The organism is Phenylobacterium hankyongense, from assembly GCF_003254505.1.
In the GTDB taxonomy this organism is placed as follows: domain Bacteria; phylum Pseudomonadota; class Alphaproteobacteria; order Caulobacterales; family Caulobacteraceae; genus Phenylobacterium; species Phenylobacterium hankyongense.
Map to the genome: position 1 here is coordinate 2928272 of NZ_QFYP01000001.1, position 24648 is coordinate 2952919.

30 protein-coding genes are annotated in these 24648 nt (G+C 70.6%); 8 read left to right on the forward strand and 22 right to left on the reverse strand.

Annotation, left to right across the window (positions count from 1 at the left end):
• Window positions 1-2: 2 nt before the first annotated feature.
• From DJ021_RS13975 to DJ021_RS13990, 4 genes are all read right to left on the reverse strand, one after another.
• Window positions 3-626 (reverse strand): pentapeptide repeat-containing protein, encoded by a 624-nt coding sequence (locus DJ021_RS13975; protein WP_111459112.1) that lies wholly within the window; start codon window positions 624-626, stop codon window positions 3-5.
• A gap of 33 nt (window positions 627-659) precedes the next feature.
• The gene (locus DJ021_RS13980) at window positions 660-2591 is read right to left on the reverse strand and encodes a polysaccharide biosynthesis protein (RefSeq protein ID WP_165837223.1); all 1932 of its coding nucleotides are present in this window, start codon (window positions 2589-2591) and stop codon (window positions 660-662) included.
• Between the two features lie 243 nt (window positions 2592-2834).
• Window positions 2835-3530, reverse strand: a complete 696-nt coding sequence (locus DJ021_RS13985) for a TorF family putative porin (protein WP_111458132.1) — start codon at window positions 3528-3530, stop codon at window positions 2835-2837.
• A gap of 167 nt (window positions 3531-3697) precedes the next feature.
• Window positions 3698-4498: an SDR family NAD(P)-dependent oxidoreductase gene (locus DJ021_RS13990; RefSeq protein WP_111458133.1), complete on the reverse strand. Its 801-nt coding sequence runs from the start codon at window positions 4496-4498 to the stop codon at window positions 3698-3700.
• A gap of 48 nt (window positions 4499-4546) precedes the next feature.
• Between DJ021_RS13990 and queF the strand changes: the two genes are divergently transcribed.
• Window positions 4547-5002 (forward strand): preQ(1) synthase, encoded by a 456-nt coding sequence (gene queF, locus DJ021_RS13995; protein ID WP_111458134.1) that lies wholly within the window; start codon window positions 4547-4549, stop codon window positions 5000-5002.
• A 320-nt stretch (window positions 5003-5322) separates the two neighbouring features.
• Here queF and DJ021_RS14000 read toward each other — a convergent pair whose 3' ends face one another.
• The gene (locus DJ021_RS14000) at window positions 5323-5934 is read right to left on the reverse strand and encodes a nitroreductase family protein (protein ID WP_111458135.1); all 612 of its coding nucleotides are present in this window, start codon (window positions 5932-5934) and stop codon (window positions 5323-5325) included.
• Between the two features lie 129 nt (window positions 5935-6063).
• On the opposite strand from DJ021_RS14000, the gene DJ021_RS14005 reads away from it, so the two are divergent.
• From DJ021_RS14005 to DJ021_RS14015, 3 genes are all read left to right on the forward strand, one after another.
• Window positions 6064-6633: an NUDIX domain-containing protein gene (locus DJ021_RS14005; protein ID WP_341538141.1), complete on the forward strand. Its 570-nt coding sequence runs from the start codon at window positions 6064-6066 to the stop codon at window positions 6631-6633.
• Between the two features lie 28 nt (window positions 6634-6661).
• A complete protein-coding gene (cysE, locus tag DJ021_RS14010; RefSeq protein ID WP_111459113.1) occupies window positions 6662-7492 on the forward strand; it encodes a serine O-acetyltransferase in 831 nt (276 codons plus the stop codon).
• A gap of 62 nt (window positions 7493-7554) precedes the next feature.
• Window positions 7555-7761 carry a DUF3126 family protein gene (locus tag DJ021_RS14015; protein ID WP_111458137.1) on the forward strand — a complete coding sequence of 69 codons (207 nt, stop codon included), beginning with the start codon at window positions 7555-7557 and terminating at the stop codon, window positions 7759-7761.
• Window positions 7762-7895: 134 nt separating this feature from the next.
• Here DJ021_RS14015 and DJ021_RS14020 read toward each other — a convergent pair whose 3' ends face one another.
• The 13 genes from DJ021_RS14020 to DJ021_RS14075 form a co-directional block, all read right to left on the reverse strand.
• The gene (locus DJ021_RS14020; RefSeq protein WP_111458138.1) at window positions 7896-8285 is read right to left on the reverse strand and encodes a GtrA family protein; all 390 of its coding nucleotides are present in this window, start codon (window positions 8283-8285) and stop codon (window positions 7896-7898) included.
• Window positions 8282-9013, reverse strand: a complete 732-nt coding sequence (locus tag DJ021_RS14025) for a class I SAM-dependent methyltransferase (RefSeq protein WP_111458139.1) — start codon at window positions 9011-9013, stop codon at window positions 8282-8284. Before DJ021_RS14025 ends, DJ021_RS14020 begins: the two co-directional genes overlap by 4 nt.
• A 3-nt stretch (window positions 9014-9016) precedes the next feature.
• Window positions 9017-10003 (reverse strand): glycosyltransferase family 2 protein, encoded by a 987-nt coding sequence (locus DJ021_RS14030; protein ID WP_111458140.1) that lies wholly within the window; start codon window positions 10001-10003, stop codon window positions 9017-9019.
• 105 nt (window positions 10004-10108) lie between these two features.
• The gene (locus DJ021_RS18955; RefSeq protein WP_165837224.1) at window positions 10109-10552 is read right to left on the reverse strand and encodes a GtrA family protein; all 444 of its coding nucleotides are present in this window, start codon (window positions 10550-10552) and stop codon (window positions 10109-10111) included.
• Window positions 10549-12255: a hypothetical protein gene (locus DJ021_RS18960; protein WP_165837225.1), complete on the reverse strand. Its 1707-nt coding sequence runs from the start codon at window positions 12253-12255 to the stop codon at window positions 10549-10551. The genes DJ021_RS18955 and DJ021_RS18960 overlap by 4 nt, the downstream gene beginning before the upstream one ends.
• Entirely contained in the window at window positions 12252-13568 is a 1317-nt protein-coding gene (locus DJ021_RS14040; protein WP_111458141.1) for an NAD(P)/FAD-dependent oxidoreductase, read from the reverse strand. Before DJ021_RS14040 ends, DJ021_RS18960 begins: the two co-directional genes overlap by 4 nt.
• Before the next feature lie 2 nt (window positions 13569-13570).
• Complete coding sequence (locus DJ021_RS14045; RefSeq protein WP_111458142.1) at window positions 13571-14497, reverse strand: NAD-dependent epimerase/dehydratase family protein; 927 nt, start codon at window positions 14495-14497, stop codon at window positions 13571-13573.
• Complete coding sequence (locus DJ021_RS14050) at window positions 14494-15249, reverse strand: SDR family NAD(P)-dependent oxidoreductase (protein ID WP_111458143.1); 756 nt, start codon at window positions 15247-15249, stop codon at window positions 14494-14496. The genes DJ021_RS14045 and DJ021_RS14050 overlap by 4 nt, the downstream gene beginning before the upstream one ends.
• On the reverse strand, window positions 15246-16577 hold the full coding sequence (locus tag DJ021_RS14055; protein WP_111458144.1) for an FAD-binding oxidoreductase: 1332 nt from the start codon (window positions 16575-16577) through the stop codon (window positions 15246-15248). Before DJ021_RS14055 ends, DJ021_RS14050 begins: the two co-directional genes overlap by 4 nt.
• Window positions 16574-17449 carry a UbiA family prenyltransferase gene (locus DJ021_RS14060; protein ID WP_165837226.1) on the reverse strand — a complete coding sequence of 292 codons (876 nt, stop codon included), beginning with the start codon at window positions 17447-17449 and terminating at the stop codon, window positions 16574-16576. The genes DJ021_RS14055 and DJ021_RS14060 overlap by 4 nt, the downstream gene beginning before the upstream one ends.
• Before the next feature lie 165 nt (window positions 17450-17614).
• On the reverse strand, window positions 17615-18166 hold the full coding sequence (locus DJ021_RS14065; RefSeq protein ID WP_111458146.1) for an SOS response-associated peptidase: 552 nt from the start codon (window positions 18164-18166) through the stop codon (window positions 17615-17617).
• Window positions 18103-18600: a hypothetical protein gene (locus DJ021_RS14070; protein ID WP_111458147.1), complete on the reverse strand. Its 498-nt coding sequence runs from the start codon at window positions 18598-18600 to the stop codon at window positions 18103-18105. The genes DJ021_RS14065 and DJ021_RS14070 overlap by 64 nt, the downstream gene beginning before the upstream one ends.
• Window positions 18601-18669: 69 nt before the next feature.
• Entirely contained in the window at window positions 18670-19332 is a 663-nt protein-coding gene (locus DJ021_RS14075) for a helix-turn-helix domain-containing protein (RefSeq protein WP_111458148.1), read from the reverse strand.
• 95 nt (window positions 19333-19427) lie between these two features.
• On the opposite strand from DJ021_RS14075, the gene DJ021_RS14080 reads away from it, so the two are divergent.
• From DJ021_RS14080 to DJ021_RS14090, 3 genes are read left to right on the forward strand one after another with little or no spacing between them, the layout of a single operon-like run.
• Window positions 19428-19658 carry a hypothetical protein gene (locus tag DJ021_RS14080; protein ID WP_111458149.1) on the forward strand — a complete coding sequence of 77 codons (231 nt, stop codon included), beginning with the start codon at window positions 19428-19430 and terminating at the stop codon, window positions 19656-19658.
• Window positions 19655-19852: a hypothetical protein gene (locus DJ021_RS14085; RefSeq protein ID WP_111458150.1), complete on the forward strand. Its 198-nt coding sequence runs from the start codon at window positions 19655-19657 to the stop codon at window positions 19850-19852. Before DJ021_RS14080 ends, DJ021_RS14085 begins: the two co-directional genes overlap by 4 nt.
• 29 nt (window positions 19853-19881) lie before the next feature.
• Complete coding sequence (locus DJ021_RS14090; protein ID WP_111458151.1) at window positions 19882-20451, forward strand: hypothetical protein; 570 nt, start codon at window positions 19882-19884, stop codon at window positions 20449-20451.
• Here DJ021_RS14090 and DJ021_RS14095 read toward each other — a convergent pair.
• Both DJ021_RS14095 and DJ021_RS14100 read right to left on the reverse strand, forming a co-directional pair.
• Window positions 20448-21434 carry an aldo/keto reductase gene (locus tag DJ021_RS14095; protein ID WP_111458152.1) on the reverse strand — a complete coding sequence of 329 codons (987 nt, stop codon included), beginning with the start codon at window positions 21432-21434 and terminating at the stop codon, window positions 20448-20450. The two genes, DJ021_RS14090 and DJ021_RS14095, sit on opposite strands and share 4 nt — an antisense overlap.
• A 54-nt stretch (window positions 21435-21488) precedes the next feature.
• The gene (locus DJ021_RS14100; protein ID WP_111458153.1) at window positions 21489-22061 is read right to left on the reverse strand and encodes a sigma-70 family RNA polymerase sigma factor; all 573 of its coding nucleotides are present in this window, start codon (window positions 22059-22061) and stop codon (window positions 21489-21491) included.
• Window positions 22062-22255: 194 nt separating this feature from the next.
• Here DJ021_RS14100 and DJ021_RS14105 point away from each other — a divergent pair, with 194 nt between their 5' ends.
• Window positions 22256-23020, forward strand: coding sequence for a lysozyme family protein (locus tag DJ021_RS14105; RefSeq protein ID WP_111458154.1), 765 nt, complete (start codon window positions 22256-22258; stop codon window positions 23018-23020).
• A gap of 16 nt (window positions 23021-23036) precedes the next feature.
• On the opposite strand, the gene DJ021_RS14110 is transcribed toward DJ021_RS14105, so the two are convergent.
• Window positions 23037-23732 (reverse strand): hypothetical protein, encoded by a 696-nt coding sequence (locus tag DJ021_RS14110; RefSeq protein WP_111458155.1) that lies wholly within the window; start codon window positions 23730-23732, stop codon window positions 23037-23039.
• A 182-nt stretch (window positions 23733-23914) separates the two neighbouring features.
• Window positions 23915-24508, reverse strand: coding sequence for a hypothetical protein (locus DJ021_RS14115; protein ID WP_111458156.1), 594 nt, complete (start codon window positions 24506-24508; stop codon window positions 23915-23917).
• Window positions 24509-24648 lie beyond the last annotated feature (140 nt).

Genomic DNA, 24648 nt, shown 5'->3' on the forward strand with positions numbered 1-24648 from the left:
CGTCAGACCACCTTCAGGCCGAGGCCGCTCAGCAGCTCGGCGGCCTGCTGCTTGGAAACCACCGCGCCTCTGAAGCGTGCGGCCTCGGAGAGGCGCAGTGCGCCCAGGTCGGCGCCGCGCAGGTCTGCGCCCTCGAACCGCGCGTCCAGAAGGTTGGCTTCCCGCAGGCTGCAGGCCGTCAGCACCGCCTCGCGGAAATCGCAGCCGACGAGGTCGGCGCCCTGGAAATCGATGCCCTGGAGCTCGCAGCGCCGGAACGAGACTCCCCGCAGATAGGCGTTGATCAGCAGGCAGCGCGCGAAGCTCAGGCCCAGGGTCGCCGCCTCCATGAACTGCGCGCCGGTCAGCTTGCAGTCTTCCATGACCGCCGCCGCCAGCCGCGTGCCTCGCCATCGGGTGTTGTTGAGATCGCAATCCTGGAAGCGGGCTTCGGTGAGGTCGCTCGACGAAAACTCGGCCCGACCGCCGCGGCAGCCGCGGAATTCGCAGCCGGCCAGGTCGAGGCCGCTGAGATCTGCGCCCGCCAGATTCCACCGGGAGAAGCGCACCGGCGCCGGAGCCCGGCTCAACGCCGCCGCGACGTCCTCGCGTGTCGCCGATCCACCGGGGGCCGGGGGCTCGTCCATGGCGCGGCTTTCCATGCCAGCAGCCAGACGACCTCAGCCGTTGGCGACGACGCGCAGGTTGGGTGCCGCGCCCGGCCGTTCGCCGCGGATCTGCGCCACCAGGTCGAACAGCGCGCGGCGGACATCCTCGACATCGCCGCGCTCGGCCAGGGCCTCGACCTCGGCCAGGTGGTTGGCGTTGATGCGGATGGCGGAGTTGGAGACCACCTCCATCACCTTCGGCGCGCACGGCAGGGAGCGCTCGGTTTCGTCCAGCAGCGCCTCGGTGAGCTTCTCGCCGGGCCGCAGGCCGGTGATCTCGATCTCGATGTCCTTGCCCGGCGTGCGGCCGGAAAGCGCGATCATCTGGCGGGCCAGGTCCATGATCCGCACCGGCTCGCCCATCTCCAGCAGGAACAGGCGCGCGTCGCGACCCTCGCCCTCGGCGCAGGTGGCGGTGGCGTGCAGCACCAGCTGGGCCGCCTCCGGAATGGTCATGAAGAACCGTTCCATGTCCGGGTGGGTGACGGTGACCGGCCCGCCGCGCTCGATCTGCGACTTGAAGATCGGCACCACCGAGCCGGCGGAGCCCAGGACGTTGCCGAACCGCACGGCCGAGAAGCGCGTGCCCTTGCCGATGGTCTGCTGGGCCTGGATGACCGATTCCGCCAGCCGCTTGGTGGCGCCCATGACGTTGGTCGGGTCGACCGCCTTGTCGGTGGAAATCAGCACCATCTGGCCGGCGCCGCAGGCCTTCGCCGCCTCGGCGACGTTCCAGGTGCCGATGACATTGGTAAGCACGCCCTCGCAGGGATGGCGCTCGACCATCGACACGTGCTTCAGCGCCGCGGCGTGGAAGACCAGGTCCGGCGTCTCCTGCAGGAAGACGTTGGTGACCCGCGTGGCGTTGCGCACGTCGCAGAGCACAGCCTTGCGCGGCACGTGCGGGAAGATCTCGGCCATCTCCCGCTCAATCTCGAACAGCGAGGTCTCGGAGAAGTCCATGAGGGTCAGGTGGGCGCACTGGAAGGCGGCGACCTGCCGGGCGAGCTCGGCCCCGATGGAGCCGCCGGCCCCGGTGACCAGCACGCGTCGACCGCGGATCAGGTTGCCGATGGCGTGACGGTCGAGCTCGATGGGCTCGCGAGCCAGAAGCTCCTCGATGTTGATCTCCCGCATGGGCAACAGGGTGACGCCGTCGTGTTGCGCCAGCTCGACGATGGAAGGCAGGCGCAGCAGGCGGATGCCGTCGTTCTTCAAGCGGCCGAGCTGGTCGGCGGTGAGGCCCTTCAGCCGGCCGGGCTCTTCGAGGAAGAGGATGGCGCGCGGATAGCGGTTCCAGCGGCGCAGGTCGGCCAGCGCCTCGTCGAGGTTGTCGAGGCATTCGATGATGCAGACGCCGCGCACCTGTTGGCCCACGTCGCGGGCGTCCGGGCCGACGATGCCGACCGGCGTATAGGTGCGGTCATGGCTGCGGGCGACGTCGCGCAGGTAGGTGTCGGCCAGCGACGGGGGGCCAATCAGCAGCAGGGACGGCGACTGGGTGACCCGGTCGGAGATGGTCTTCAGCGGCGAGAAGGAGTCGAGGGCGTGCTCATGCAGGGCGCGCCGCAGGATCCGTACGCCCATCGAGCCCACCATCTGGAAGATAGGAGCCATGAACAGGGTGGAGCGCGGCAGGCCGCGCGCGCGGTCGAGGACGAACACCCACAGCAGGAACACGCCGACCGTGAGCAGCGCGATGCGCGCCAGCACCAGGGCGTCGGGGATCGAGGCGTAGCGCCAGGGCGACAGCTCCCGCCGGAACAGCATCGTGAAGCCCGCCGCCAGGGCGGCGTAGAGCACCACCAGCTGCACCACGTTGAGGGAGGGGGCCCCGTCGAGGCCGAAGCCGGGAAGTCCGGACGGCGCCACGAGGTAGGCGAAGGCGAAGGCGAAGGCGGCGATGACCACGTCGGCGACGATGGTCTGGGCCCTGAAAGCCATCCGCTCCATGCGTCGCACTCCGTTCACGCTTCGAATCCGCAACATAGACTTGCGCAACATAGACTTGGACGTGCGACCGGCCAATGAACTCGCCGGGGTTCGCTCCGCTTGGGATGCGTTCCGCGCGCTTCTTGCGCTACCGGCGGAACGCGGCGACCTTAGGAAGTGCGGACACCCGGCGCAAATGGAAAAGCCGCCGCGGAGGTCCACGGCGGCTTCTCATCTCAATCGCAAAAAGTCGAGCTAGAACGTGGCCTTGACGCTGGCCACCAGCTTCGGTTCGTAGATCTTGCCGAAGTTGTGCTGGTCGGTGTCCCAGTATCGCACGTCGAGGCCGACCTTGTCGGTAAGGGCGTAGCCGACGCCGGCGTTCCAGGTGGTGTAGTCGAGCGGTCCGACGACTTCCTGCTTGCCGAGGGCGGCGCTGACGCTGAACTTGGTGTTCGGGATCGGCGCGGCGGCGTTGATTTCGTAATAGTTGGCCTCACCCGTTTTGAACGGGAATTCCGGCGAATGGTAATAGCCGACGCCGAGCGTCGCGGGGCCAACGGGAACCGAGGCCAGGGCCTTCCACTCGGTGTAGGCCTCGTCCGGACCGGACGGCTTCGGGTTGTAGCCGTAGTAGATCACGCCAAAATCGAACGCCACCGGGCCCAGCGTCGGCTTCACGCCGGCGTAGAAGTCGGATTCCAGCCGGGTGCCGTTGAGAAAGTCGACGTTCGAGAGCCAGACGCCCGCATAGCCGATCTTGGCGACCGTGATGTCGGCGCCGGCGAAGGCCTCGGCCTTGTTGTTGGTCTGGCTGATGCCGCGGAACACGTAGTCGGTGGCGGCTCCGGCGTTGAAGGTCAGGCCGAGCGGGCGGTCTTCGGCGTGCGCCGCGCCGCCGAGGGCCAGCGCCGCACTCGCGGCCAGCAGCGCGATCTTGATCGTTTTCATTGTCTATCCCCTTGTCTCCGGCCGCCTCGCCTCCGGAAGCGACCGTGCGCCGCCATCCTCGCGGCGACACCGTCCAGATCAAAGCGACCCGCGGGGCGCGCAGCGAGCATCGTTTAGGTGACCGGTTTTCGGGCGCCGGCAGAGGCGGGCGCCTGCAAATTGGACGCCTAGCGGGCGACCAGCGGGGCATAGCCGAGGTGCGTGCCGGCGTCGACCAGCAGAGTCTCGCCGGTCACGTGCCGCGACGCAGGCGAGGCCAGAAAGACGGTGGCGCCGGCGATGTCCTCCGCGGTGGAGGCGGCCTTGAGCGGCGTGGCCGCGGCTACCGCCGTCCGCATGCGCTCGATGCTTCCCTCGGCCATGCCCTTGCCGAACCAGGGGGTGTCAATGAAGCCGGGGCAGACGGCGTTGACGCGGATCTTCGGCGCCAGGGCCCGCGCCAGCGACAGGGTCATGGTGGTCAGCGCGCCCTTCGAGGCGGCGTAGGGAATCGACGAGCCGATCCCGGTCACGCCGGCGATCGAGGCGGTGTTGACCACCGCGCCCGGCTGCGGCGCGGCCTCCAGCAGGGCGCGACAGGCGCGGACCATCTGGTAGGCGCCCACGACATTGACCGCATAGAGGTCGTGGAAGTCCTCGGCGGAGACCGCGTCGAGGTCGGCGTGGGCGGCGAAGCGGGTCACGCCGGCGTTGTTGAACAGGGCGTCGATCCGGCCGAACGGCTCGGCCGCGGCGGCGATCCGGCGGCAATTCTCGTCGAGGGCGACGTTGCCCTGGACCAGCACCGCCTGGGCCCCGCAGCCCTCCACCAGACGGGCGGTCTCCTCGGCCTCGGCGATGCTGCTGGCGTAGTTGACCACCACCGCGCGAGCCCCGCGGCTGGCGGTCTCCACCGCGACGGCGCGGCCCAATCCGGTCGAGGCCCCGGTCACCACCACCACGAATCCGCTGAAATCGTCGCTGGCCATCGGCGCCTCCCGTTGTTCAGGCCACCTGTAGCGGCTAAAGCCGCCGGCATGGAAGAGACCCATCTCACCCAGCTCGGCCGCGACGCGCGGGGTTTTGCGAGTCCGGACGAGGCGGTGCTGGAGCGCGTGCCCAACCCGCACCCCGACGCCCTGTACCTGGCCCGCTTCACCGTGCCGGAGTTCACCTCGCTCTGCCCGGTGACCGGCCAGCCGGACTTCGCCCACCTGGTGATCGACTACGCGCCGGCTGAATGGCTGGTGGAGTCGAAGTCGCTGAAGCTCTACCTCGGCTCGTTCCGCAATCACGGGGCTTTCCACGAGGATTGCACCGTCGCCATCGGCCTGCGGCTGGTGGCGGAGCTGGCGCCGCGCTGGTTGCGGATCGGCGGCTACTGGTTTCCGCGCGGCGGCATTCCGATCGACGTCTTCTGGCAGAGCGGCGCGGTTCCCGACGGCCTGTGGCTGCCGGACCAGGGCGTGGCGCCGTATCGCGGCCGCGGCTGAGGTCGGGCGGGGCCACCGGCAGGTCGCCCGCGGGCCGGCGGGCGGGGAATACTTGGAAATTCAAGACGAACGCGCGTAACCGAAGGCTCCCCGCGAGGCCTGCTCAGCATTTGGCGGGCGAGGACTGGCGCGGACTCACTCTCCTCTGAGGCGAAAAGACGGGGCTGCTCAGGCGGCCGCGCGCATCGGGCTTTCCAAACCCGCCGAGGGGGCATATATCTGGCTGGCCCATCTCTCCTCGGGCGTGTCACCTCAGGCCGGACGGCGTCATGCGCCGTCCGGCCGTTGTGTTTTGGGGCGGCGGCCTTGAAGGCCGCGCCTCAGCCGGTCCAGCGGGTGGTCAGCGCCGCCGGGTCCGGCCGCTCCCGCTCCAGCGGCGGCTCGCGCGGGGTCCCCATCAGGATGAATCCGGCCACCCGCTCTTGCTCGGCGAGGCCGAGGATCGTGCGCGCCTGCGGGTCGTAGGCGTACCAGTCGGTGATCCAGTTCGCACCGTAGCCCATGGCCAGGGCCGCATAGGTGAGGGTGGCGCCGACCGCGCCGGCCGACAGAATTTGCTCCCACTCCGGAATGGCGGCCGGCCGCGGCGAGGAGATCACCGCCACCGCCAGCGGCGGGATCTTCAGCTTGGCGAGCTTGGCGGCGGCCGTGGCGTCGCCGCGCTCGGTGGCGACGGCTTCGAGGCGTGCGGCGAAGCGCGCCTTGCCGTCCCCCTCCAGGATGACGAACCGCCAGGGCGCGAGCTTGCCGTGGTCGGGCACGCGGGTGGCGAGGCGCAGCAGGATCGCCAGCTCCTCCTCGGTGGGCCCGGGGGCCATCAGGGTCACGGCGGAGGTCGAGCGGCGCAGCGCCAGGAAGCGCAGCACTTCCGGGGTCGGCGCAACATCCACGGGCGCGCCGAACTCCGGCGCCGGCGGCAGGGCGACAGTCACGTGGGGCGCCTCATTTTCTGAAAGACCGAGCCGGTCCGGCTCTTTATGGGTGCGCCGGATGGCGGCGCAAGCCTAGTTGAGAGCATGTCGCAAAGACCGACCTGGCTTCGGCCCCACGGAACCCCCTGGATGCGCGGCCCCGAGCTGGTGGTCTACGAGAATCCGTGGATTCGGGTGAGCCATCACGAGGCGACCGCGCCCACCGGGCGGCCGGCGCAGTACGGCATGGTGGGTTTCAAGAACCTGGCGATCGCCGTCCTGCCGCTGCACGACGACGGCACGGTGACGCTGGTGGGCCAGAGCCGCTTCGCGCTCGCCGACTACAGCTGGGAGATCCCCGAGGGCGGCTCACCGCTCGGCGAGGATCCGCTGGACGGCGCCAGGCGCGAACTGGCGGAGGAGACCGGCCTGGTCGCGGCGGATTGGCGCCAGGTGATGAGCGTGCAGCTCTCCAACTCGGTGACCGACGAGCGGGCGATCGGCTATCTGGCGCTCGGTCTCAGCGAAGGCGGAGCCGGCCACCACGCCGACGACACCGAGGAGATCGCCCTGGCGCGCGCGCCTTTCCGCGAGGTGCTGGACGCCGCCTTGGCCGGGCATTTGCAGGACGTGCTGACGGTGGCGATGCTGCTGCGGGCCTACCATATGGCCCGTGAGGGCGCTTTGCCGGACGCGCTGGTGCGCGCAATGCTAGGATAGGGAGAGGCTGATGGTGCGGGAGGATGCGATGAGCCAGCGCCTGGAAGTGATCGATCCGGCATCTGCGCCGCCCGTCTGGGCGTCCCTGCGCAACGAGGCCTATGCCGCGGCGAAGACCGAGGCGGCGCTCGCCTCGCTGCTGGCCGCGGTGATCCTGAACCACAAGACCCTGGGCGGCGCGCTGTCCTACCAGCTGGCCCGCAAGCTCGGCGACCAGGAGCTGCGCGGCATGACGCTGCGCGAGATCGCCGAGGAGGCCTACGACAGCGACCCGAGCCTGGTGGAGATGGCCGAGGCGGACCTGATCGCGGTGTTCGAGCGCGATCCCGCCTGCAAGGGCTATGTCCAGCCGTTCCTGTTCTTCAAGGGCTTCCTGGCGCTGCAGACCCAGCGGGTGGCCCACTGGCTGTGGCGCGAGGGCCGCGACACCCTGGCCTTCTACCTCCAGAGCCGGATGAGCGAGCTGTTCCAGGTGGACATCCACCCGGCGACGATGATCGGACGCGGCGTCTTCATCGACCACGGGACCGGCATCGTCATCGGCGAGACGGCGGTGATCGGCGACGACGTCTCCATGCTGCAGGGCGTGACGCTCGGCGGCACGGGCGCGGAGCGCGGCGACCGCCACCCGAAGATCGGCAAGGGCGTGCTGCTGGGCGCCGGGGCCAAGGTGCTCGGCAACATCACCATCGGCGACTACGCCAAGGTCGCCTCGGGCTCCGTGGTGCTCAAGCCGGTGCCCGCCGGCTGCACCGCCGCCGGGGTCCCGGCGAGGCTGGTGAACTGCCCGACCTGCGAGGAACCGGCCCGCAGCATGGACCACACGCTCGCCGAGGCTGTGTACGACTACGTGATCTGAGGTTTTCGCGAGCGCCGCGACCGGCTAGGTTCGCGCGCAGTGAAGCCCCGAGGAGCGTTGGCGTGGACGAGAGAGCTATCCGCAAGATCGAAGGCCACCTTCGGGGGACCTTCGCCAACGCACGCATCACCCTCGTGCCGCGCCCCAAGCAGAAGGACTCCGCCGAAGTCTACATCGGCGAGGAGTTCATCGGCGTCGTCTTCCAGGACGAGGACGAGGACGGCTCCTACATGTTCGAGATGGCGATCCTGGCCGAAGACCTGCCGTAGGGCCGCCGAGCTTTGCCGGGGGGCAAACCGACTCAGCTTCACGGGGCGCTGATCTTCGTCGCCTTTGCTGGCGGCTCGCCGACCCGTGGGCGGCGCTGACCCGGCTGTACCAGGTCTGGCCGGCCCGCGCCCGATCAGCCGGCCGCCCGGAAGGCCCAGAGCCGGGACAGCACGAACGAGACGGCGGGGACCACGACCACGACGACGCCGAGGGCGAGCCGGAAGTCGAGACCCAGCCGGTTGACGGCGACGAAGGTGATCGCCTGGTTGAGCGCCAGGCCGAACAGTGACACCGCCACGAAGCGCGCGAACTGGCCGCCCCGCAGCGCCGCCTTGCCGAAGGTGAAGCGCGCATTTCCGAAATAGGAGATCAGCACCGCGAAGCCGTAGCCGATCAGGTTGGCTTCCAGCGCCGACGCCTGGAGCCAGCTTCGCGCGCTCAGGGCGGTCACGACATGCACGGCCGTCGCCGTCAGCCCGACGAACGCGAACGTGGCGCCCTGACGCAGGATCGGCGCGGTCACGGCGCGCGATCAGCGACCGCGAGGATCGAGACGCCGAACGGCAGGTTCATGTGGCGCAGCAGCATCTGCTCGCTGGCGAACAGGCCATGCAGGACCCGGTTGAGCGGCGCGCCGACCTCGGCCTCATCGCTGCCATGCTTCGATCCCGTGGCGATCCGCAGGAGCCGGACGGCGGCGATCGGCGGAAAGAGCAGGCAGTTGAAATAGGTCGCGCGGCGCAGTCGCAGGCCGGCGTCCTCGAAGAGCGCCCGGTAGGCGCCAAGTGAATAGCGGCGCTTGTGATGATGGTGCTCGTCGTGAGCGCTCCACATCCATTGGTGGGCCGGCACGGTGGTGACGAGGAAGCCGCCCGGGGCGAGCAACCGACCCAGGGCCTCGACGGTCCCGCGGTCGTCGTCCACGTGCTCCACGACGTCGAAGGCGGTCACCAGATCGAACCTGGTGCCGAACGCCGGCAACTGGTCGGGAAGGGTCCCGGCAGAGATGGCGACGCCGGTGCGCTGGGCCGCGTAGTCGCGCGACTCGGCATCCGGCTCGATCCCACGCACCCGCCCGAACCGGGAGAGCATCTGCAGGTTTCCGCCGGTGCCACAGCCGACTTCCAGGACCTCCGCCTCGGCCGGCAGGGGCAGGCGGGAGATCTCGCTGGCCAGGATTTCACGCCGGGCGGTGAACCACCAATGGCCCTGCTCCAGGTCGCGCATCCGGTTGTAGATTTCCCGGTCCATGACCTAGCTGTCGAACCCGACGCGTTCGCGGACCATGTAGAGTGGCCGGCCTTTGACCTCCTCGTAGACGCGTCCGACGTATTCGCCGATCACCCCGAAGGCGATCATCTGGAGGGCGAAGCCGAACAGGATCACGGCCATCATCGAGGCGTAGCCGGGCACGTCGCGGCCGATGAACAGCACCCGCACGATGAGCACGAGCCCGTAAAGCACCGCAAGCAGGGCGGCCACGACGCCGACGCTGGTCCAGATCCTCAGGGGCGCGGTGCTGAACGACGTGACGCCGTCCAGGGCGAACCGCCAGAGCTTGGAGTAGCCCCAGGAGCTTGCTCCGGCCGCGCGCGCCGGTCGCACATAGGGCACGCCGACCTGCCGATAGCCGACCCAGGCGAACAGCCCCTTCATGAAGCGGTTGCGCTCGGGAAGCTGCATGAGGGCGTCGACGACCTTGCGATCCATCAGCCGGAAGTCGCCGGTGCTGGCCGGAATGGGATGGTCGGACAGCGCATTGAACACCCGGTAGAAGAGCGTGGCGCTGAGCCGCTTCAGGCGCGTGTCGCTGCGCCGGTCGGCGCGGACGCCATAGACGACGTCGTAGCCCTGCTCCCAGAGCGCCAGGAACTCGGCGATCAGCTCGGGGGGGTCCTGGAGGTCGGCGTCGAACGGGACGACGAGGTCGCCGGTGGCCTCGCTCAAGCCGGCCGTCAGCGCCGCTTCCTTGCCGAAGTTGCGCGACAGGGCCAGGATCCGGAGACGGCGGTCGGTGGCCGCGCGCGCCGTCAGCAACTCGAACGTCCCGTCACGGCTGCCGTCGTCGACACAGACGATCTCCAGCTCGACGCCCAGGTCGGCCATGGCGGCGTCCAGTCGCTCGAAGAGGGCGGCCAGGACCGCCTCTTCGTTGTGCATGGGAATGACCACGGAAAGCCTGCGGCCCCTGTGTGAACGCGCGCCCGGGAGCGCCGCCTGCGCGACTTCGGATCGGTCCATCGCGTGCGTGATACCGCGTTCACCTTCCCTTGCGAAGGGTAGCGCCCCGATCCGCAACGCAGTCGGTCGCCCCGCCTCGGCGGATCTTCCCGCGCGCTGATCGGCTCAGCGCCGGGCCTCGCCGGCCCGGAAGGTGACCAGCCGGTGGGCGGCGAAGTTGAACACCACCGGCGTCAGGATGGCGCAGGCATGGGCCACGGTCTCGGCCGGGCCGGGCGCCAGGAACCGGCCGAACAGGTGGTCGCGCAACAGGATGGCGACCCCCACGACGACAGGGAAGGCGATCAGGTTGAAGACCAGGAACCACGCCACCTCGTGCCGCAGCGGCTTGCCCGATGCGGGGAAGACGAACGCCCGGTTGAGGACGAAGGCGGTGACGAAGCCCACCAGGTAGGCGAGCACCACAGCCGCGGCAAAGCCCGTCCACGGCTGCAGAACCAGACGCGCGGCGAAATTGGCCGCAGCCGCCAGGCCGCCGGCCAGCAGGAACTTGGCGAACACGCCGTTGAAATAGAAGCCGACCAGCCGGCGGAACGAGGCGGCGGTCACTGCGGCCAGGCCTTGCGCCCGAGCTCGCACGCCCGCCCGTCGCGGGTGAGGCCGTAGGCCACGACCTCGCGGCCGGAGCCGCGGATCGCCGACGCCACCCAGCCGGAGTCGAGGGTCCGGACCTGGCGAACCGCCTTGCGCACGTCGCCCCTGGGCGTGCCCCCGGGGCCCGCGACGCCGACCACGTGGCCGGTGTCGTCGACCAGCACGATGTGATGGAAAATGCTGCGGCGCTTGCGGTCCCAGCCCCAGCCGTCCGCGCGCCAGCCGGCCCCGCCCTGCGGTTCCGGATTCAGCCGGTCGAAGGCCCCACGGCAGACGCGCTCCTCGGGCGCGGTGACCTTCAGCGCGAAGGGAGCCCCCACCACATAGCCCGGGTCGTCGGCGAACACCGACAGGCGCTGCTCGCGCAGGAACGGCGCGAGGTCCTCGACCATGCTGGCCTCGGGATAGATCTGCTTCATCGCCGCCTCGTCGGGCGCGCTGCTGAGCAAGACGCTGGCTCCCAGCTCGATCCGCTCGCGCGTGCCGAGGACCTGATCGCGGCCGAGCTTCTGGAGCGGGATGAGCATGATGAAGGCGAGGCCCACCGCGGCGCCGACCGCCAGCTTGCGGGCGATCGAACGGCTGTCCTGAGCGGTCAGCGCCCAGAACAGCGCCTGGGCCGCCCAGAAGTGCGAGGTCGGCGTCACGTAGCGGGACGAGAGCGCCTGCTCGACGCCGAATATCAGCCGGCCGAGGCTGGTCGCCGCCGCGCTCATGCCGATGAATAGGACGACGCCCAGCAGGGCCGCGCGGCCCGGATGGCGGCCGCCGTCGCGATAGACCGCCACGACCATGGCGGCGGTGAGCGCGACGCCCACCAGGCCCATGACCTGGGCCCGGATCACGCTGTCCTGCGCCCAGGTGTTGCCGATGTAGGCGGCGACGTAGCTGAGGTAGCGCCCCGGATGCTGGATCGCCAACGACGGCGGCGAGTGGAAGGCTACCGGCTGGTAGCCGTGCAGGTAGATCGCCGTCAGCACCGCCGTCGCAACCGCGGCGATCAGGGCGGCCTTCAGGCCGCGTCGGGTCACCACCGAGACCAGCACCATGGCGATCCCGGCGAACACGCCGTTGGCCATGTTGAAGGTGGCGAGCGTGAGCACCGCCAGCGCCCCGAGGAGAGTCGGCCAGCGCACGCCTCCCGATTCTTCGCTGGCGACGCAGAACAGGTAGATCGCCCAGGCGCCCGCGGCGTAGACGCCGACGAACTGCACCTGGAAACCCCAGAAGAAGTTCTCCCATTGCAGGAGGGAGACCATCATCCCGACCGCGGTGGCGGCGCCCAGCACGCCCAGCGGGCGCAGCCGCCTGAGGTCGGCGGCCGTGAGGTAGAAGGCCGCGGCGCCCAGCTGGATCAGGCCGATGACGACCAGGTTGAGGATGTCGCGGCCCTGGAACCACTTCAGGTCGGCCAGGAACACCAGGCGCGGGAACAGGATCCGGTGCTCGTTATGCTGCGAGAACAGGTAGCTCCAGGTGAGGCCGTTCTTGAGGATCTCCCGCCACCACCAGATGTTCGCCCACTGGTCGTTGAACGGGACGGCCGAATAGGTGGCGACGATGTCGTGGACGGTCCACGCCAGCATCAGGGCCGGCAAGGCGAACAGCGCCCAGCTGGGGGGTATCCGGCTGACGGCGGAGAGACCTGGCGGCTTCATTCGTAGACCGGCTCCCGTCGTGGCTGGTGGTCCGTGCCGATGGCCAGCGCCATCTCGCGGGCGAGGCGGGCGCCTTCGGAGACGCCGCGGTCCTCGGGATAGTAGAAGCAGGTGTCGGCGATCTGCAGGCCGGCGATCGGGGTGCGGATCGGCGGGATCCGAGCCGCGAACCCTGGCTCGCACAGCGGCTGGGCGTGGCGCAGGCGGCCGACCTTGCTCGACAGCCGGTCCGCCTCGGTGAGGTCGGGATTGATCCGGCGCAGATAGCCGAAGCTTTCCTCGATCAGCTGGGCGTCGGTCCAGGACCACTTCGGATTGTCGGTGGGCATGTAGTAGGGGACGTAGACGATCGGCTGCGGGGTCGGACGCAGGTTCGAGAACTCGATGACGCCCGGGATGTCGATGCCCGGCTCGACGATGTTGACCCAGAAGTGCGGCGACACCGGTTGCTTCAGCTTATGGACGACGCAGATGACGCCGATGTTGCGGATCGCGTCGTAGGCGGCCTTCGAGGCCTCCGGCAGGTCCGGGGCGATCCGCGAGACGAAGGGCGTCGGCACGGTGCTGATCACCGCGTCGGCGCGGAACAGGCGCCCGCCCGCCGCCACGCCGATGACCCGGCCGTCGGCGGTCTCGATCCGCTCGGCGGGGGTGGCCAAGTGGATCCGGCCGCCCTGGCGCTCGATGGAGGCCACCAGCGCGTCGACCAGCGTCTGGGAGCCCCCCTCGATATAGCCCAGCTCCTCCTGGAACAGGGACTTGCGGGAGTTGCCGACCCGGCGGACGCGGGTGGCGATCCAGGCGGCGGAGACGTCGTCGGCGTACTGGTAGAACTTCAGCTCCATCAGCCGACGCCAGAGCTTGTCGTAGACGCTGCGTCCCGCGCCGCGCTCGATCCAGGCCTTGGCGGAGACGTTCTCGAGGTCGTCGAAGCTCCGGCGTCGCGAGGTCAGGAACATCTGGACCCCGTAGCGGAGCTTCTCGATGGGGTTCAGCAGGCCGGTCGCCAGCAGCGACAGCGGATCGCCCCACTTGTGCAGCCGTCCGCCCTTGAAATAGGCCATGGAGGTCGGGCGCCAGCGCATGGCGCCGCCCAGCCCCAGCTCCTCCAGCAGGCGGAAGGTGGGGAGGTCCGGCTTGCAGACGAAGTGGTAGAAGCGCTCGATCGACAGGCCGTCGAAATCGAAGTGCGCGGCCATGCCGCCGGCGACGGCGTCGGCCTCCACCACATCGACCTCGTGCCCCAGGCCGGCGGCGTAGTGGGCGGCGGCGAGGCCCATGGCGCCGGCGCCGATGATGACCGTCTTGACCATGCTCAGAAGTCCAACACGATCTGGCTGTAGCGCGGGTCGCAGAAGGCTTCGGTCAGCGCCGCCTCCAGGGGCGTCTCCTGCACGTCGAAGATCGCCGGCCAGTCGATCACCGGGAACACCTCGGGGATCACCAGCGCCTCGAGCTGGTGGACGGTGAACGGCGGGTCGCGGTCGAAGCGCGCGTAGAGCCACAGCAGGGCCCAGAACAGGCCGAAGGGGATGTGCACGATGGCCGCGCGGGCGCCGGTGATCCGCTTGATCATCCGGATGATGTCGACGTAGTCGAGCTCGGTCCGGCCGGAGATGTCGTAGGTCCCAGTGATCCGCCGCTCCAGCGCCGAGACGATGATCGCCGTGAAGTCGCCGGCGTAGAGCGGCTGGCGGCGGAAGCGGCCGCTGCCCGGCACCGGGAAGACCGGGCTGCGGTCCAGGAAGCGGCGCAGCCAGCCCAGGTGCTTGCGGTCGAACCAGCCGAACATCAGCGTCGGGCGCAGGACCACGTGGGGCATCTCGCAGGCGTCGACCAGCTTCTCCTGGGCGGTCTTGGTCTCGACGTAGAGGTCCCGGGCCTGGGAGGCGACCACCGACGACGAGATGTGCACGAAATAGGGCACGCCGTGCCGGCGCGCGGCCTCGAGGATGTGTTCGGTGGCGATGACGTTGTTGGCGACGAACGGGCCGCGCTCCAGGCCGCCGATCTGCGCCTGGTTGAGCACCAGGGCGTCGGCCCCGGCGAAGGCGTCGGCCCACGGCCCCGGCTGGGCGAGGTCGGCCTCGATCACCTGGATGTCCGGGTGCAGCTCGCGCAGGCGGGCGGTGTTGGCGGGGTGCTTGTCGATGCCGACGACCCGGTAGCCGCGGGCCTTCAGCCGCACGATCAGGTTCTGGCCGACCAGGCCGGCCGCGCCGGTGACGATGACGGTCTTCACAGCGGACGCTTGTGGAACAGGGGGGCCGGAACGAGCCGGATGATCAGCATGATGAAGCGCCAGAACCAGGGGGCGTAGACCACCGGGCCGCCGCCTTGGGCCGAGGCGCGGACGATGCGGGCGATCGCCTCCGGCTTGGCCCACAGCGGTCCGCCCTTGGGCAGGCCGTCGGTCATCGGGGTGTCGACGAACCCCGGCTTGACGAGGACGGCGCGCGCGCCGGTGTTGCGCAGCGCCAGGCGGTGGGCGATGCCCTGCACCAGCACGCCCAGGCCGGCCTTCGCCGCCCCGTAGACGTAGTTCGACTGGCGCCCGCGGTCGCCGGCCACCGAGCCGATCACCACCAGCGCCCCGCGGCGCTGGGCCTCCAGCAGGTTGGCGGCGGCCAGGCACCATTCGGCGGCGCTGGTGAAGTTGACCGAGAGGATCTCGCGGGCGATGGCGGGATCGCGCTCGGCCTGCGCCTGGTCGCCGAGCACGCCGTAGAACAGCAGGACGGCGTCCGCGCCTTGCGGTCCCGCCCAGGCGGCCAGCTGATCGGCCGCAGCGTCAGGCCGGGCGAGGTCGGCGGCGACGGCTTCCGCAGCCGAGGCGCCGCGCGCCAGCAGGTCGGCGCGGATCTCCTCCAGGCGGTCGAGGCGGCGTCCGACCAGCACCAGGGCCGCGCCCTCGGCGGCGTAGAGGCGGGCGGTCGCCTCGGCCATGGCGGAGGTGGCGCCGAGGATGACGATCCGGCGGGGTTGGCCGCTCATGATTTGACGCGCTTCCAGAAATTCGAGGTGAGGCCGGGATCGACGTGCGGGGCGAAGGCGGCGAGCTGCGGATAGCCGGCCTGGAACATGCCGGCGCCGATGCGCCCATCCTTCGCCGGATAGAGACGGCCCCCGGCCTCTCGCACGATGGCGTCGAACCTGTCGAACAGCTTCAGGGTCGGCTCGCCGCGATTGCGGAAGTCGAGGGCCAGGGTCGTGCCCTCCATGGGGAAGGACAGCAGGCCGGGCGAGGGCAGGGCGCCGAAGGTCTTGAGCACCGCCAGGACCGAGCCCTCGCCGCTGGCGGCGATCTGCGCCAGGAGCTCGGCCACGGCGTCGCGGGCCGAGGCCGGCGGGACGACGCACTGGTACTGGTAGAAGCCGGCGCGGCCATAGAGGCGGTTCCAGGCGCCGATGGCGTCCAGCGGGAAGAAGACGCTGTCGTAGTGGGCCTGGCGGCGGCCGGCGCGCGCGGCCTTGAGCGCGAAATAGCCGGCGTTGAAGGCGCGCAGCGTGAGGGGGTTCAGCAGCGCGGCCGGGGCATCCACAGGGATGCTTACGCGCGGCGGCCGATGCAGGGTTCGACGCGGATCAGGCGAGGGATTGGCGCGCGAGAAGATGCCCCGGCCAAGGTTGCGGCCGCGGCCCGTGCAGTCCACCCAGGCCGCCGTATAGGCGTGGGTGCGGACGCTTTCCGCCGACAGGGCGAAGAAGGCGTCAAGGCCCCGGAAGGCGATGTCCTCGGAGTCCAGGAAGGCGCCCGCCCACCGGCTGAGCTGAAGCTCCGCCCAGGCGATCACGCCGGTGAGCCCCAGGCCGCCGACCGTGGCGGCGAACAGGCCCGAGGGATCGTCAGGCGTGAGCTCCCGAACGGAGCCGTCGGTGCGGCGCAGGGCCAGCCGGCGGACGTGGCGTCCGAAGGTCCCGGCGTCGTGATGGTTCTTGCCATGGACGTCGTTGGCGATGGCGCCGCCGAGCGTCACGAAACGGGTGCCCGGCACGACAGCCGGGAACCAGCCGTGCGGCAGGGCCAGGCCGATGAGGGCGTCCAGCGACATTCCCGCATCGGCCCGCACGACGCCGGTGGCGGGGTCGAACGAGTGCACCCGGTCGAGCCCGCTCATGGCGATCACCGCACCGCCGGAATTCAGCCCGCTGTCGCCGTAGGATCGCGCCAGGCCGACGGCCAGGCCGCCCTCCGGCCGCGCTCCGGCTTCCTCCACGGCTGCGGCCAACTGGTCGCGCCAGTGGGGGCGCACGACATCCTGGCGGGCGCGCACCACCCGGCCCCAGGAGCTCAGCTCCGACGTGGCCTGGAAACCGGTCATAGCAGGGCGAGCAGGAAGGCGATCACCATCCCGGCGCCCAGGCCGTGGCTCACCGGGTCCGTCAGGGCGAACACCACCGGGTCGTCGTGCATCTCGCCGCGATTGGCGAGCAGCCAGATGCGGCCGACCCACAGGAAGATCAGCGGCGGGGCGGCCCACAGCCAGAGCGGGTGGGCGTAGGCCCCGCGCGGGAACACCTCCGCCATGAGGTACTGGACGCCGATCAGCACCGAGGCGGTGGAGGCCGCCACGCCGAGGACCAGGGTCAGGCTGCGGTCCTCATAGCGGTAGCCGCGGCCGGGCACGGCGCCGGTGGCGTGGGGCCCGGCGCCCACCAGCTCGGTGTGCCGCTTGGCGAGCGCCAGGGACGAGAAGAAGAACACCGAAAAGGTCAGCAACCAGGCCGACCATTCCAGCGTCGCCGCGGTGGTGCCGACCACCAGCCGCATGGTGAAGAGCGCGCCGATCACGAAGGCGTCGGTGACGGCGATGCGCTTCAGCCAGAACGAATAGGCCAGCGTCAGCGCGCAATAGGCCGCCAGGCTGGCGGCGACCGCCGGCGAGATCAGCCAGCCCAGCAGCAGGACGATCGGCAGGCCGACGGCCACCAGCGCCACGCCGTGACGGCGGGCCAGGTGGCCCGAGGCGAACGGCCGCCGCCGCTTCGTGAGGTGCAGCCGGTCGGCCTCGACGTCGATCACGTCGTTGAGCATGTAGGTGAGCGAGCTGGCGGCGCAGAGCAGCAGCAGGGCGAAAAGGGCGTCGACGAGGCGCGGCGTCGACAGTTGCGACCAGCCCAGCGCCACGGGCGCCAGAACCAGCAGGTTCTTGGACCACTGGTGCGGCCGCGCCGCCCTCAGCCACGGCCTCACGCGACCGGGGCTCGTCAGTTCTCCCTCTGGCGCAGCGATGGTCGAAGCCCTCGGAGTTTCTGGCGCGCGACTGCGGACGGTTGAATCGAGATTCCTGATACCCCGTTCGACCGCGCTTGCGAAGGGCGCCTGCGCCCGGCCCACAACGTGGGGTTGGGCGGGGGCCTAGCGGATCTTCTCCACCGCCAGGCTGCCGGCGGGGAGGGGCCGGATCGGCGGCTGCGCCTGGGCCGGACCCAGCCAGGCGGCCCACTGGTCGCGGGGCAGGATGACGATCTGGCGGTCGTGGTAGGGCGCGATGTCGGGGCCCGGCGCGGTGGTCAGCAGGGTGAAACGGTCGTCGCGGACCAGGCCGGCGATGCAGAACAGCTCAGCCTCCGTGCTGGTGAACAGCCACTTGGCCTTCGGCGCCTTGTCGCCGGTGAACTCGTAGAAGCCGTCGGCCGGGACCAAGCAGCGGCCGCTGGGGAAGCGGCGGCCGTCCGAGCGGAAGTTGATCACCGGCCCGCCCCTGGGCTGGGCGAAGCCCCAGCGCAGCTGCCGCAGCTCGGCGCCGTCCGGCGATCCGATGATGACCGGGGCCGGATCGGTGGGGCGGATCGAATCGCGGGGCTCGAGGTTCGGCGCGCCGCCGGCCCAGTGCAGCGGCAGCCTCAGCTTGCTGAACTCGTCGGTGATCCGGTCGAGGGACTGCTTGAAGCGGTATTCGTTGCACATGCCCCGCCAGTTAAGGCGCCGGGCGCGGCGGCGTCCATGGCCGCGGCGGCCTGGCGGGCGGCGGCGAGCAGGGCCTGCGCCTTGCTCTGCAAGGCGTGGACCGCGGCGGCGCAGCGGGCGGCCTCGGCGTCGAGGCCGCGGCTGACGCTCGCCCGGGCCCGATCGGCGGCGGCGTGGATCTCGGCCGCGGCGCGTTGGGCCTCCGCCAGGGCGGCGAGCAGCCGGCCCGGCCGGCTGGCGCGCCACCGGTGCAGCGCGTCCAGGCGCACGACGGCGACGGCTTCCGGCGAGGGCTCCTGGATCGTGTCGGGGCCGAGCCCGGACCAGGCGACGCCGCGGTAGCGGTCCGCCTCGCGAGCGGCCGTCCGGGCGCGGCAGGCCGCTTCGGCGCGGGCCGCCGCGACCAGCGATTGGAGCTCGAAATCCTTGGTCATTGCGCAAGTGTATGTTACTTACGTTCTGCCGCCAAAAATTCGTTGTAGCAGATTTGCGATGGGAGGCTGTCAGCCCGCGCCGCGGATGATCCGGCGGGCCTGGTAGGGCGGGATGATCGCGGTGATGTGGGCGGCCCAGCGCAGGTGTGCGTCGTGGCGGGTCGGGCCGGCGACGCTCTCCAGATCGAAGACGCCGCCGCGGGAGCCGCGCAGGAGGCGCTTGACCAGGACCTCGTCGGTGTCGACCTCGACGACCACCACGTGGCCCAGCATGTCGGGGGTCGGCGGCGTCCGCTGGTCCTCGAAATAGATCAGGGCGCCGTCGTCGGCCACGCCGCGCATGGAGTGGCCGACCACCCGCAGGGCCGCGGCCTTGTCGGTGCCGCCCGGGGGGATCGGCGCGAGGTCGCCCGCCTCCTGGCCGGTGGCGAACAGCACGACCCCGTCGGGGTTGGCGCCGACCCGGCCGACGATCGGCACGAAGCCCGCGGCGGTGGCCGGGAGCATCGGCCCGGCGGCGTCATAGAGCCACTCCGGGCGCACGCCGAAGGCGCCGGCGTATTCCTTGGCCCGGCGATAGGAGAAGACCGCGTTGCCGTTCTCGTTGGAGGCGTAGGTGTTGCGGTTCCAGCCGAAGGCGTCCGCCGCCGCCGCGGCGGTGTCGAAGCCCTTGGCGAGGCGGGCCTCGCGCAGGCGCTGGAAGCGGTGATCGGTGATCGGGTCTGCGGTCATTTGTCCCTGTAATTTACTTACAGAAAATATTTGCGCAACCCCTGTAACTTTCTTACATTTCACGCATGACGACAGGAAATCAGGTTTCCGCCACTATGGCGAGTATATCGTATGCGGCGCTGCGTCACGGGGGGACGCCGCCGGGCGCGGCGCGGGTCCAGCTGGGGCTGGGGACCGCGGTGGCCGCGCGGCTGGAGCGGCTGTTCCAGCAGCGCGGCGGCGGCGGCGCGGACGCCATGCGGCCGCGGTTCGCGCGCCACGCCGAGCATGTCCGCGCGGTGATGGCGCAGGGCGGCTATCCCGCCTTGCCGGACCGGCCCCGATGAGCGCCGAGGCGGAGGACGCCGCGCAGATGGTGGCGCGGGCGCTGGGCCGGCGGAAGGCGGCGGACCGGCCGGCCTTCCTGCGCGAGCTCCTGGCGCATACAGCCGCCGGCCTGGTGGTGATCGAGGGCGACCGGGCGGCGGGCGAGGCGGTCTACCGGCTGGCCGACGCGGTGGTGGCCCGCGGTGGCCGCTGACAATCCAACCGAGACGAGGAGGGCCGCGCATGGGACGCGCCTACGATCCCGCGCGGGCGACGCGCGAACGGCTGCTGATGCTGGAACGCCGGGAGAAGGCGCGGGCGCAGGCGCGGGCAGTGACCGACGGCGTGGCTGAGTCCGTGGCGCTGTCGCGCAGCAGGGGCGCGGCGTTCGCGAAAGAACCTGGGGCGCGCGACACGCCCTACCGGCGGCAGTGCGGGCTGGACTGGCTGGCGAAGAAGGGCCGGCTGACGGCGCGCCAGCTGGCGGCCGGAGAGCGCTACGGCGAGTGCTACAGGCTCGCGGCGGCCGAGGCGTCGATCGGCTCGACGCTGGAGGTGCAGCCGGGGAGCCTGCCGGGCGGGCCGTCGCTGGCGCAGGTGCTGCGGCAGGGCGCGGGGCGCAAGCAGGCGGCGACGCGGCTTGCGCTCTATCGGCGCCAGCTGCTGGAGCAGGCCGACCTGATCGGCGCCTGCGACCGGATCTGCGGCCAGGAGCTGACCCCGCGCGAGGCCGGCGGCGGCGAGCGCGAGGGCCTGCGGCTGGAGGCGGTGCTGAAGGTGGCGCTGGACATCCTCGCCGCCGCGCCTCCCTAGCCCTCGGTGTCGACGCTGGCCTGCATGGCCGGGGCGTAGCGGGGGCCGGTGACGGTGCGGTCGTTGACCAGGGCCTCCAGGCGCTGGACGACGTCGGCCGACAGGCGGACCTCGGCGCCGGCGGCGTCCTCGGCCATGTGGTCGGGGTTGGTGGTGCCGGGGATGGGGACGATGATCTCGTCCTTCTGCAGCAGCCAGGCGAGGCACAGCTGGGCCGGCGTGCAGCCGGCCTCGCGCGCCAGGTCGGCGAAGCGGTCGAAGAGCGCGAGGTTGGCGGCGAACGCCTCGCCCTGGAAGCGCGGCATGCCGAGCCGGAAGTCCCCGGGCTCGAGCTGGGCCACGTCGCGGACGCCGCCGGCCAGGAAGCCGCGGCCGACCGGCGAGAAGGCGACGAAGGCCACGCCCAGCTCGCGGCAGGCGTCGAGGACGGCGATCTCCGGATTGCGGGTCCAGGGCGAGTATTCGGTCTGCAGGGCGGCGATCGGGTGGACCGCATGGGCGCGGCGCAGGGTCGGGGCGGAGACCTCCGAGAGGCCGATCGCGCGGATCTTGCCCTCGGCCACCAGCTCGGCCAGGGCGCCGACGCTGTCCTCGATGGGGACGCTGCGGTCCCAGCGGTGCAGGTAGTAGAGGTCGATGACGTCGGTCTGGAGGCGCTTCAGGCTGCCCTCGCAGGTGGCCTTGAGGGTCTCCGGGCGGCCGTCGATGCCGCGCTCGGTCGCCGCGGCGTTGGTGATGCCGCACTTCGAGGCCAGCACGTAGTCGCCGCGGCGGCCCTTGAGCGCCTCGCCGACCAGGGTCTCGTTATGGCCCAGGCCGTAGACGGCGGCGGTGTCGAAGAACGTGTAGCCGGCGTCGAGCGCGCCCTTCAGCACCCGCTCGGCCTGTTCGCGCGGCGGCGGGGCGCCGTAGGCGTGGCTGAGGCTCATGCAGCCCAGGCCGATGGCCGAAACCGAAAACTCGCCGACGCGCCGCTTATCCATGACCACTCCGAACTCTTGGGGACTGGCGGGAAGAGCGGCGCCGTCGACGTCAGGTCAAGCGGCGCGGGCCCGAAAGCGGTCGAAGTCGTCGACGAGGGCGAGCAGGGGCTCGGCGGTGCGCGGCGCCGGGGCCGGCCGGCCCTCGAAGACGATGGCCTGCAGCTCGTCGCGGGCGCGGCGCACGCGGCTCTTCACCGTGCCCAGCGGGACGCCGGCGATCTGCGCCGCTTCCTCGTAGGACATGCCGCCGGCGCCGACCAGGATCAGCGCCTCGCGCTGGAAGGCCGGGAGCATGGCGAGCGCCCGGCGGACGTCCTCCAGCTCGGCGACGGCGCAGGGGTCGTCGGGCGCCACCAGGGTGCGTTCGGCGAACTCGGGGTTGTACTCGCCGTGGAACTTCCGGCGGCGGGACGCGGAGTAGAAGAGGTTGCGCAGGATGGTCGCCAGCCAGGCGCGCAGGTTGCTGCCGGGCTGGAACTGGGCGCGGTTCTGCAGGGCCTTGACCACCGCGTCCTGGGCCAGGTCCTCGGCCTGCTCGGGGTCGCCGCAGAGGGTGCGGCCGAACGCCCGCAGGAAGGGCACGGCGTCGAGCAGCTCGGCTTCGAAGCGGGTGTGGCTTTGCGGCATGTCGACTCCCCCTGGCGCCCAACCGGAAAACGCCAACGGCAAAGCTTGGTTCCCGGAACGTTGGGGGCAAAAATGTTCGTGGTTTGTTCTTGACTTTCGCGTAAATTCTGGTAGCTTAGGTGCAGCGTTGATGACTGCGCCCGCGGACGGGCGGCGGCTCGCGCCACCCACCCCAATCTGCAGGAGATGACCCCATGGCGGACCCACGCCCGGAACCCCTTGGCGCGCCGCCGGAGGACCTCGACGCCTGGTACCGGCGGCGTACCCAGGACATCGCCGACGCGCGGCAGGCGCAGGACCACGCGGCCTGGCAGGGGCTGTCGGCGTCCGACGCCTCCACGAACGGCGAGGACGCTGCGGCGCAGGCGGCGGACTACGTCTGGGGACGTGACCCGCACAATCCGCACCTCCCGGCGGTGACGCGGGGCGACAAGCTGGTGCTCGATACGATCGCGGGCGCCGAGGGCACGACCGACGAGCAGGCGCGCAAGGCGGGTTTCAGTTCAGGCTATGACGTGCCGTACGGCTACCTCCGCCGCGACCCGGCAGAGGGCCGCAAGCCGTTGACCGGGATGACGCTGGACGAAATCCAGCGGCTGCAGGCCTCGCACCAGGCGGCCGGCGTCTCGGACGCCATGGGCCGATACCAGATCCAGCGGCAGAACATCGTCGAACTGGCGCCGCGCCTCGGGCTCACGGGCCGGGAGCTGTTCACGCCGGAACTGCAGGACCGGCTGGGGCGCCAACTGCTGACCAAGCGCAACTTCGACCAGTACGTGGCGGGGCAGGCGCCGATCGAGGCGGTGCAGGGCAAGCTGGCGCGGGAGTGGTCGAGCCTGCCGGACGTCGACGGGTTCTCGCACTATGCCCGTGACCGCCAGAAGGTCCCGGCGAAGATCAGCTCCGAGGCGCTTCGCCAGGCGCTGGAGGCCGCGCGCAAGACCTATCAGGCGCCCTGATGGAGCGGCGGCGGGCTCAGCGGCGCGGCTGCGCGAGCTTCAGCGACCTGGCGTCGGCGGGGTCCATCAGGAAGAAGCCGTGGAAGCCGAGCGGAACGCCGCGGTCCGCGGTCTCGACCTCGGCGAGCGCGCCGTCCGAGACCCGGCGGAAGACGAACAGGCAGGAGCCGACCCCAGTGCCGGAGCACGACTCGTTCTCCGGGAAGCGCCGGCAGACCTCTTCCCGGTTCGACGCGCAGTCGGCCTGGTCCAGCGGCTGGGGCCGGTAGCCCTGCCTGATCAGGGCGCGCCGCACCACGGGGTAGGGCGTCTTGGAGCGGAAGTCCGGCAACTGGGGACGAGGCTTGAACATGGCGTCCTCCTCCGCGCGGGTGGCCGCCCGGAGGCGGTTGAACACCGGCGCCGGGCCGCCGCGGTCCGAGACGCTGACGAGCACGACCGAGCGGTCCGGCGCGCGCCAGACCAGGTCGCAGGAATCCTCGGTATCGTCGTTGCAGGTCCAGGTTTCCGGGTGGCGCTCACAGAGGCCGGGGTGGTCCTCGCAGGCGATGTGGTCGCGGTTTGGGACGCGCTCCGGGTGATAGCCGCGGGCGGCGAGCCCGGCGCTGACGGCCGGATAGGGCGTGTTCCAGGCGAAGTCGGGCAGGGGCCCGGCGAGCGCAACCGGGGCCGCAATCAGGATCATCGCCAGGGCGAGCGCCAGGACGCGCATGGTGGGACTCCTCATGCGGCACAGCTTGCCCGGAACGGAGAGTGAACGTCAAGGGCGGCCGGCCGCGGGCTCGCCCCGGCGCTAGAGCCCGATCGGGTGAAGGCCTGGGCGGAGGGCCGGCGGAGTGAGGTGTGCGGCTGTCCCAATAGGACAGGGACCAATGGCCGTTGGGGCGGTTGATTTCAGGGCCGGCTTGCAACGATCTCCTGCAAGAGTCGACGCAGGCGCTTGCTGCCAGGGAAACGAGCCGCGAACTGCATGGAGCGTTCGCGATCCGTCTGCTTGGGATTGTCGATGTCGGGCGGAGGGTCCAGGCAGAAAACTGCGATGAAGAGCAGCAGCCATAGGTGAATGTTGTTGTCTTGCAGCCGCTGCCAGTCCTTTGGTCGCACGGTGCGAAGCTGATACTCGGGCAAGCCTTTGTGCGGTCGAAGTAGGAGGAAGTGAACCGTCCCATCGTGTTCGTACTTGATGGGCGCGCCGTGGACGATCGTGTTCCGCAGATCCTTTTCGCGCATGAACCTCGCATCGATCTGCCGGGCGTCGTCTAGCATCGGCGCCAGGGCCGGAATCGTTTCGTGGGCTTCCATGAAGTACGCCAGCTTGCGCTCTAGCGTGACGGGCACGGGCGGCCTTGGTGTCCGCATCTCGTGTTTCAGAAAGATGGTCCTGATGCACATGTCCAAGGTCATCTCGGCGATGCCCCACGCGCGTAAGAACGTGGCCATTCTACCGGCGTGGTCGTTCGGCTCTTCCTCCGCTACCTTGCTGGCCATGACGGTTAAGTCTCCTCCAAAGAGCCGGCGGACCCCCGAGACCGCCCGCAAGCCTGAATGAGATTCCGAGACTACTTGCCCGCTGCGGCGATCATTCTGCTCATCCTCGTTCTCGTGGTGGGCGGGACCATCGCCAGGAT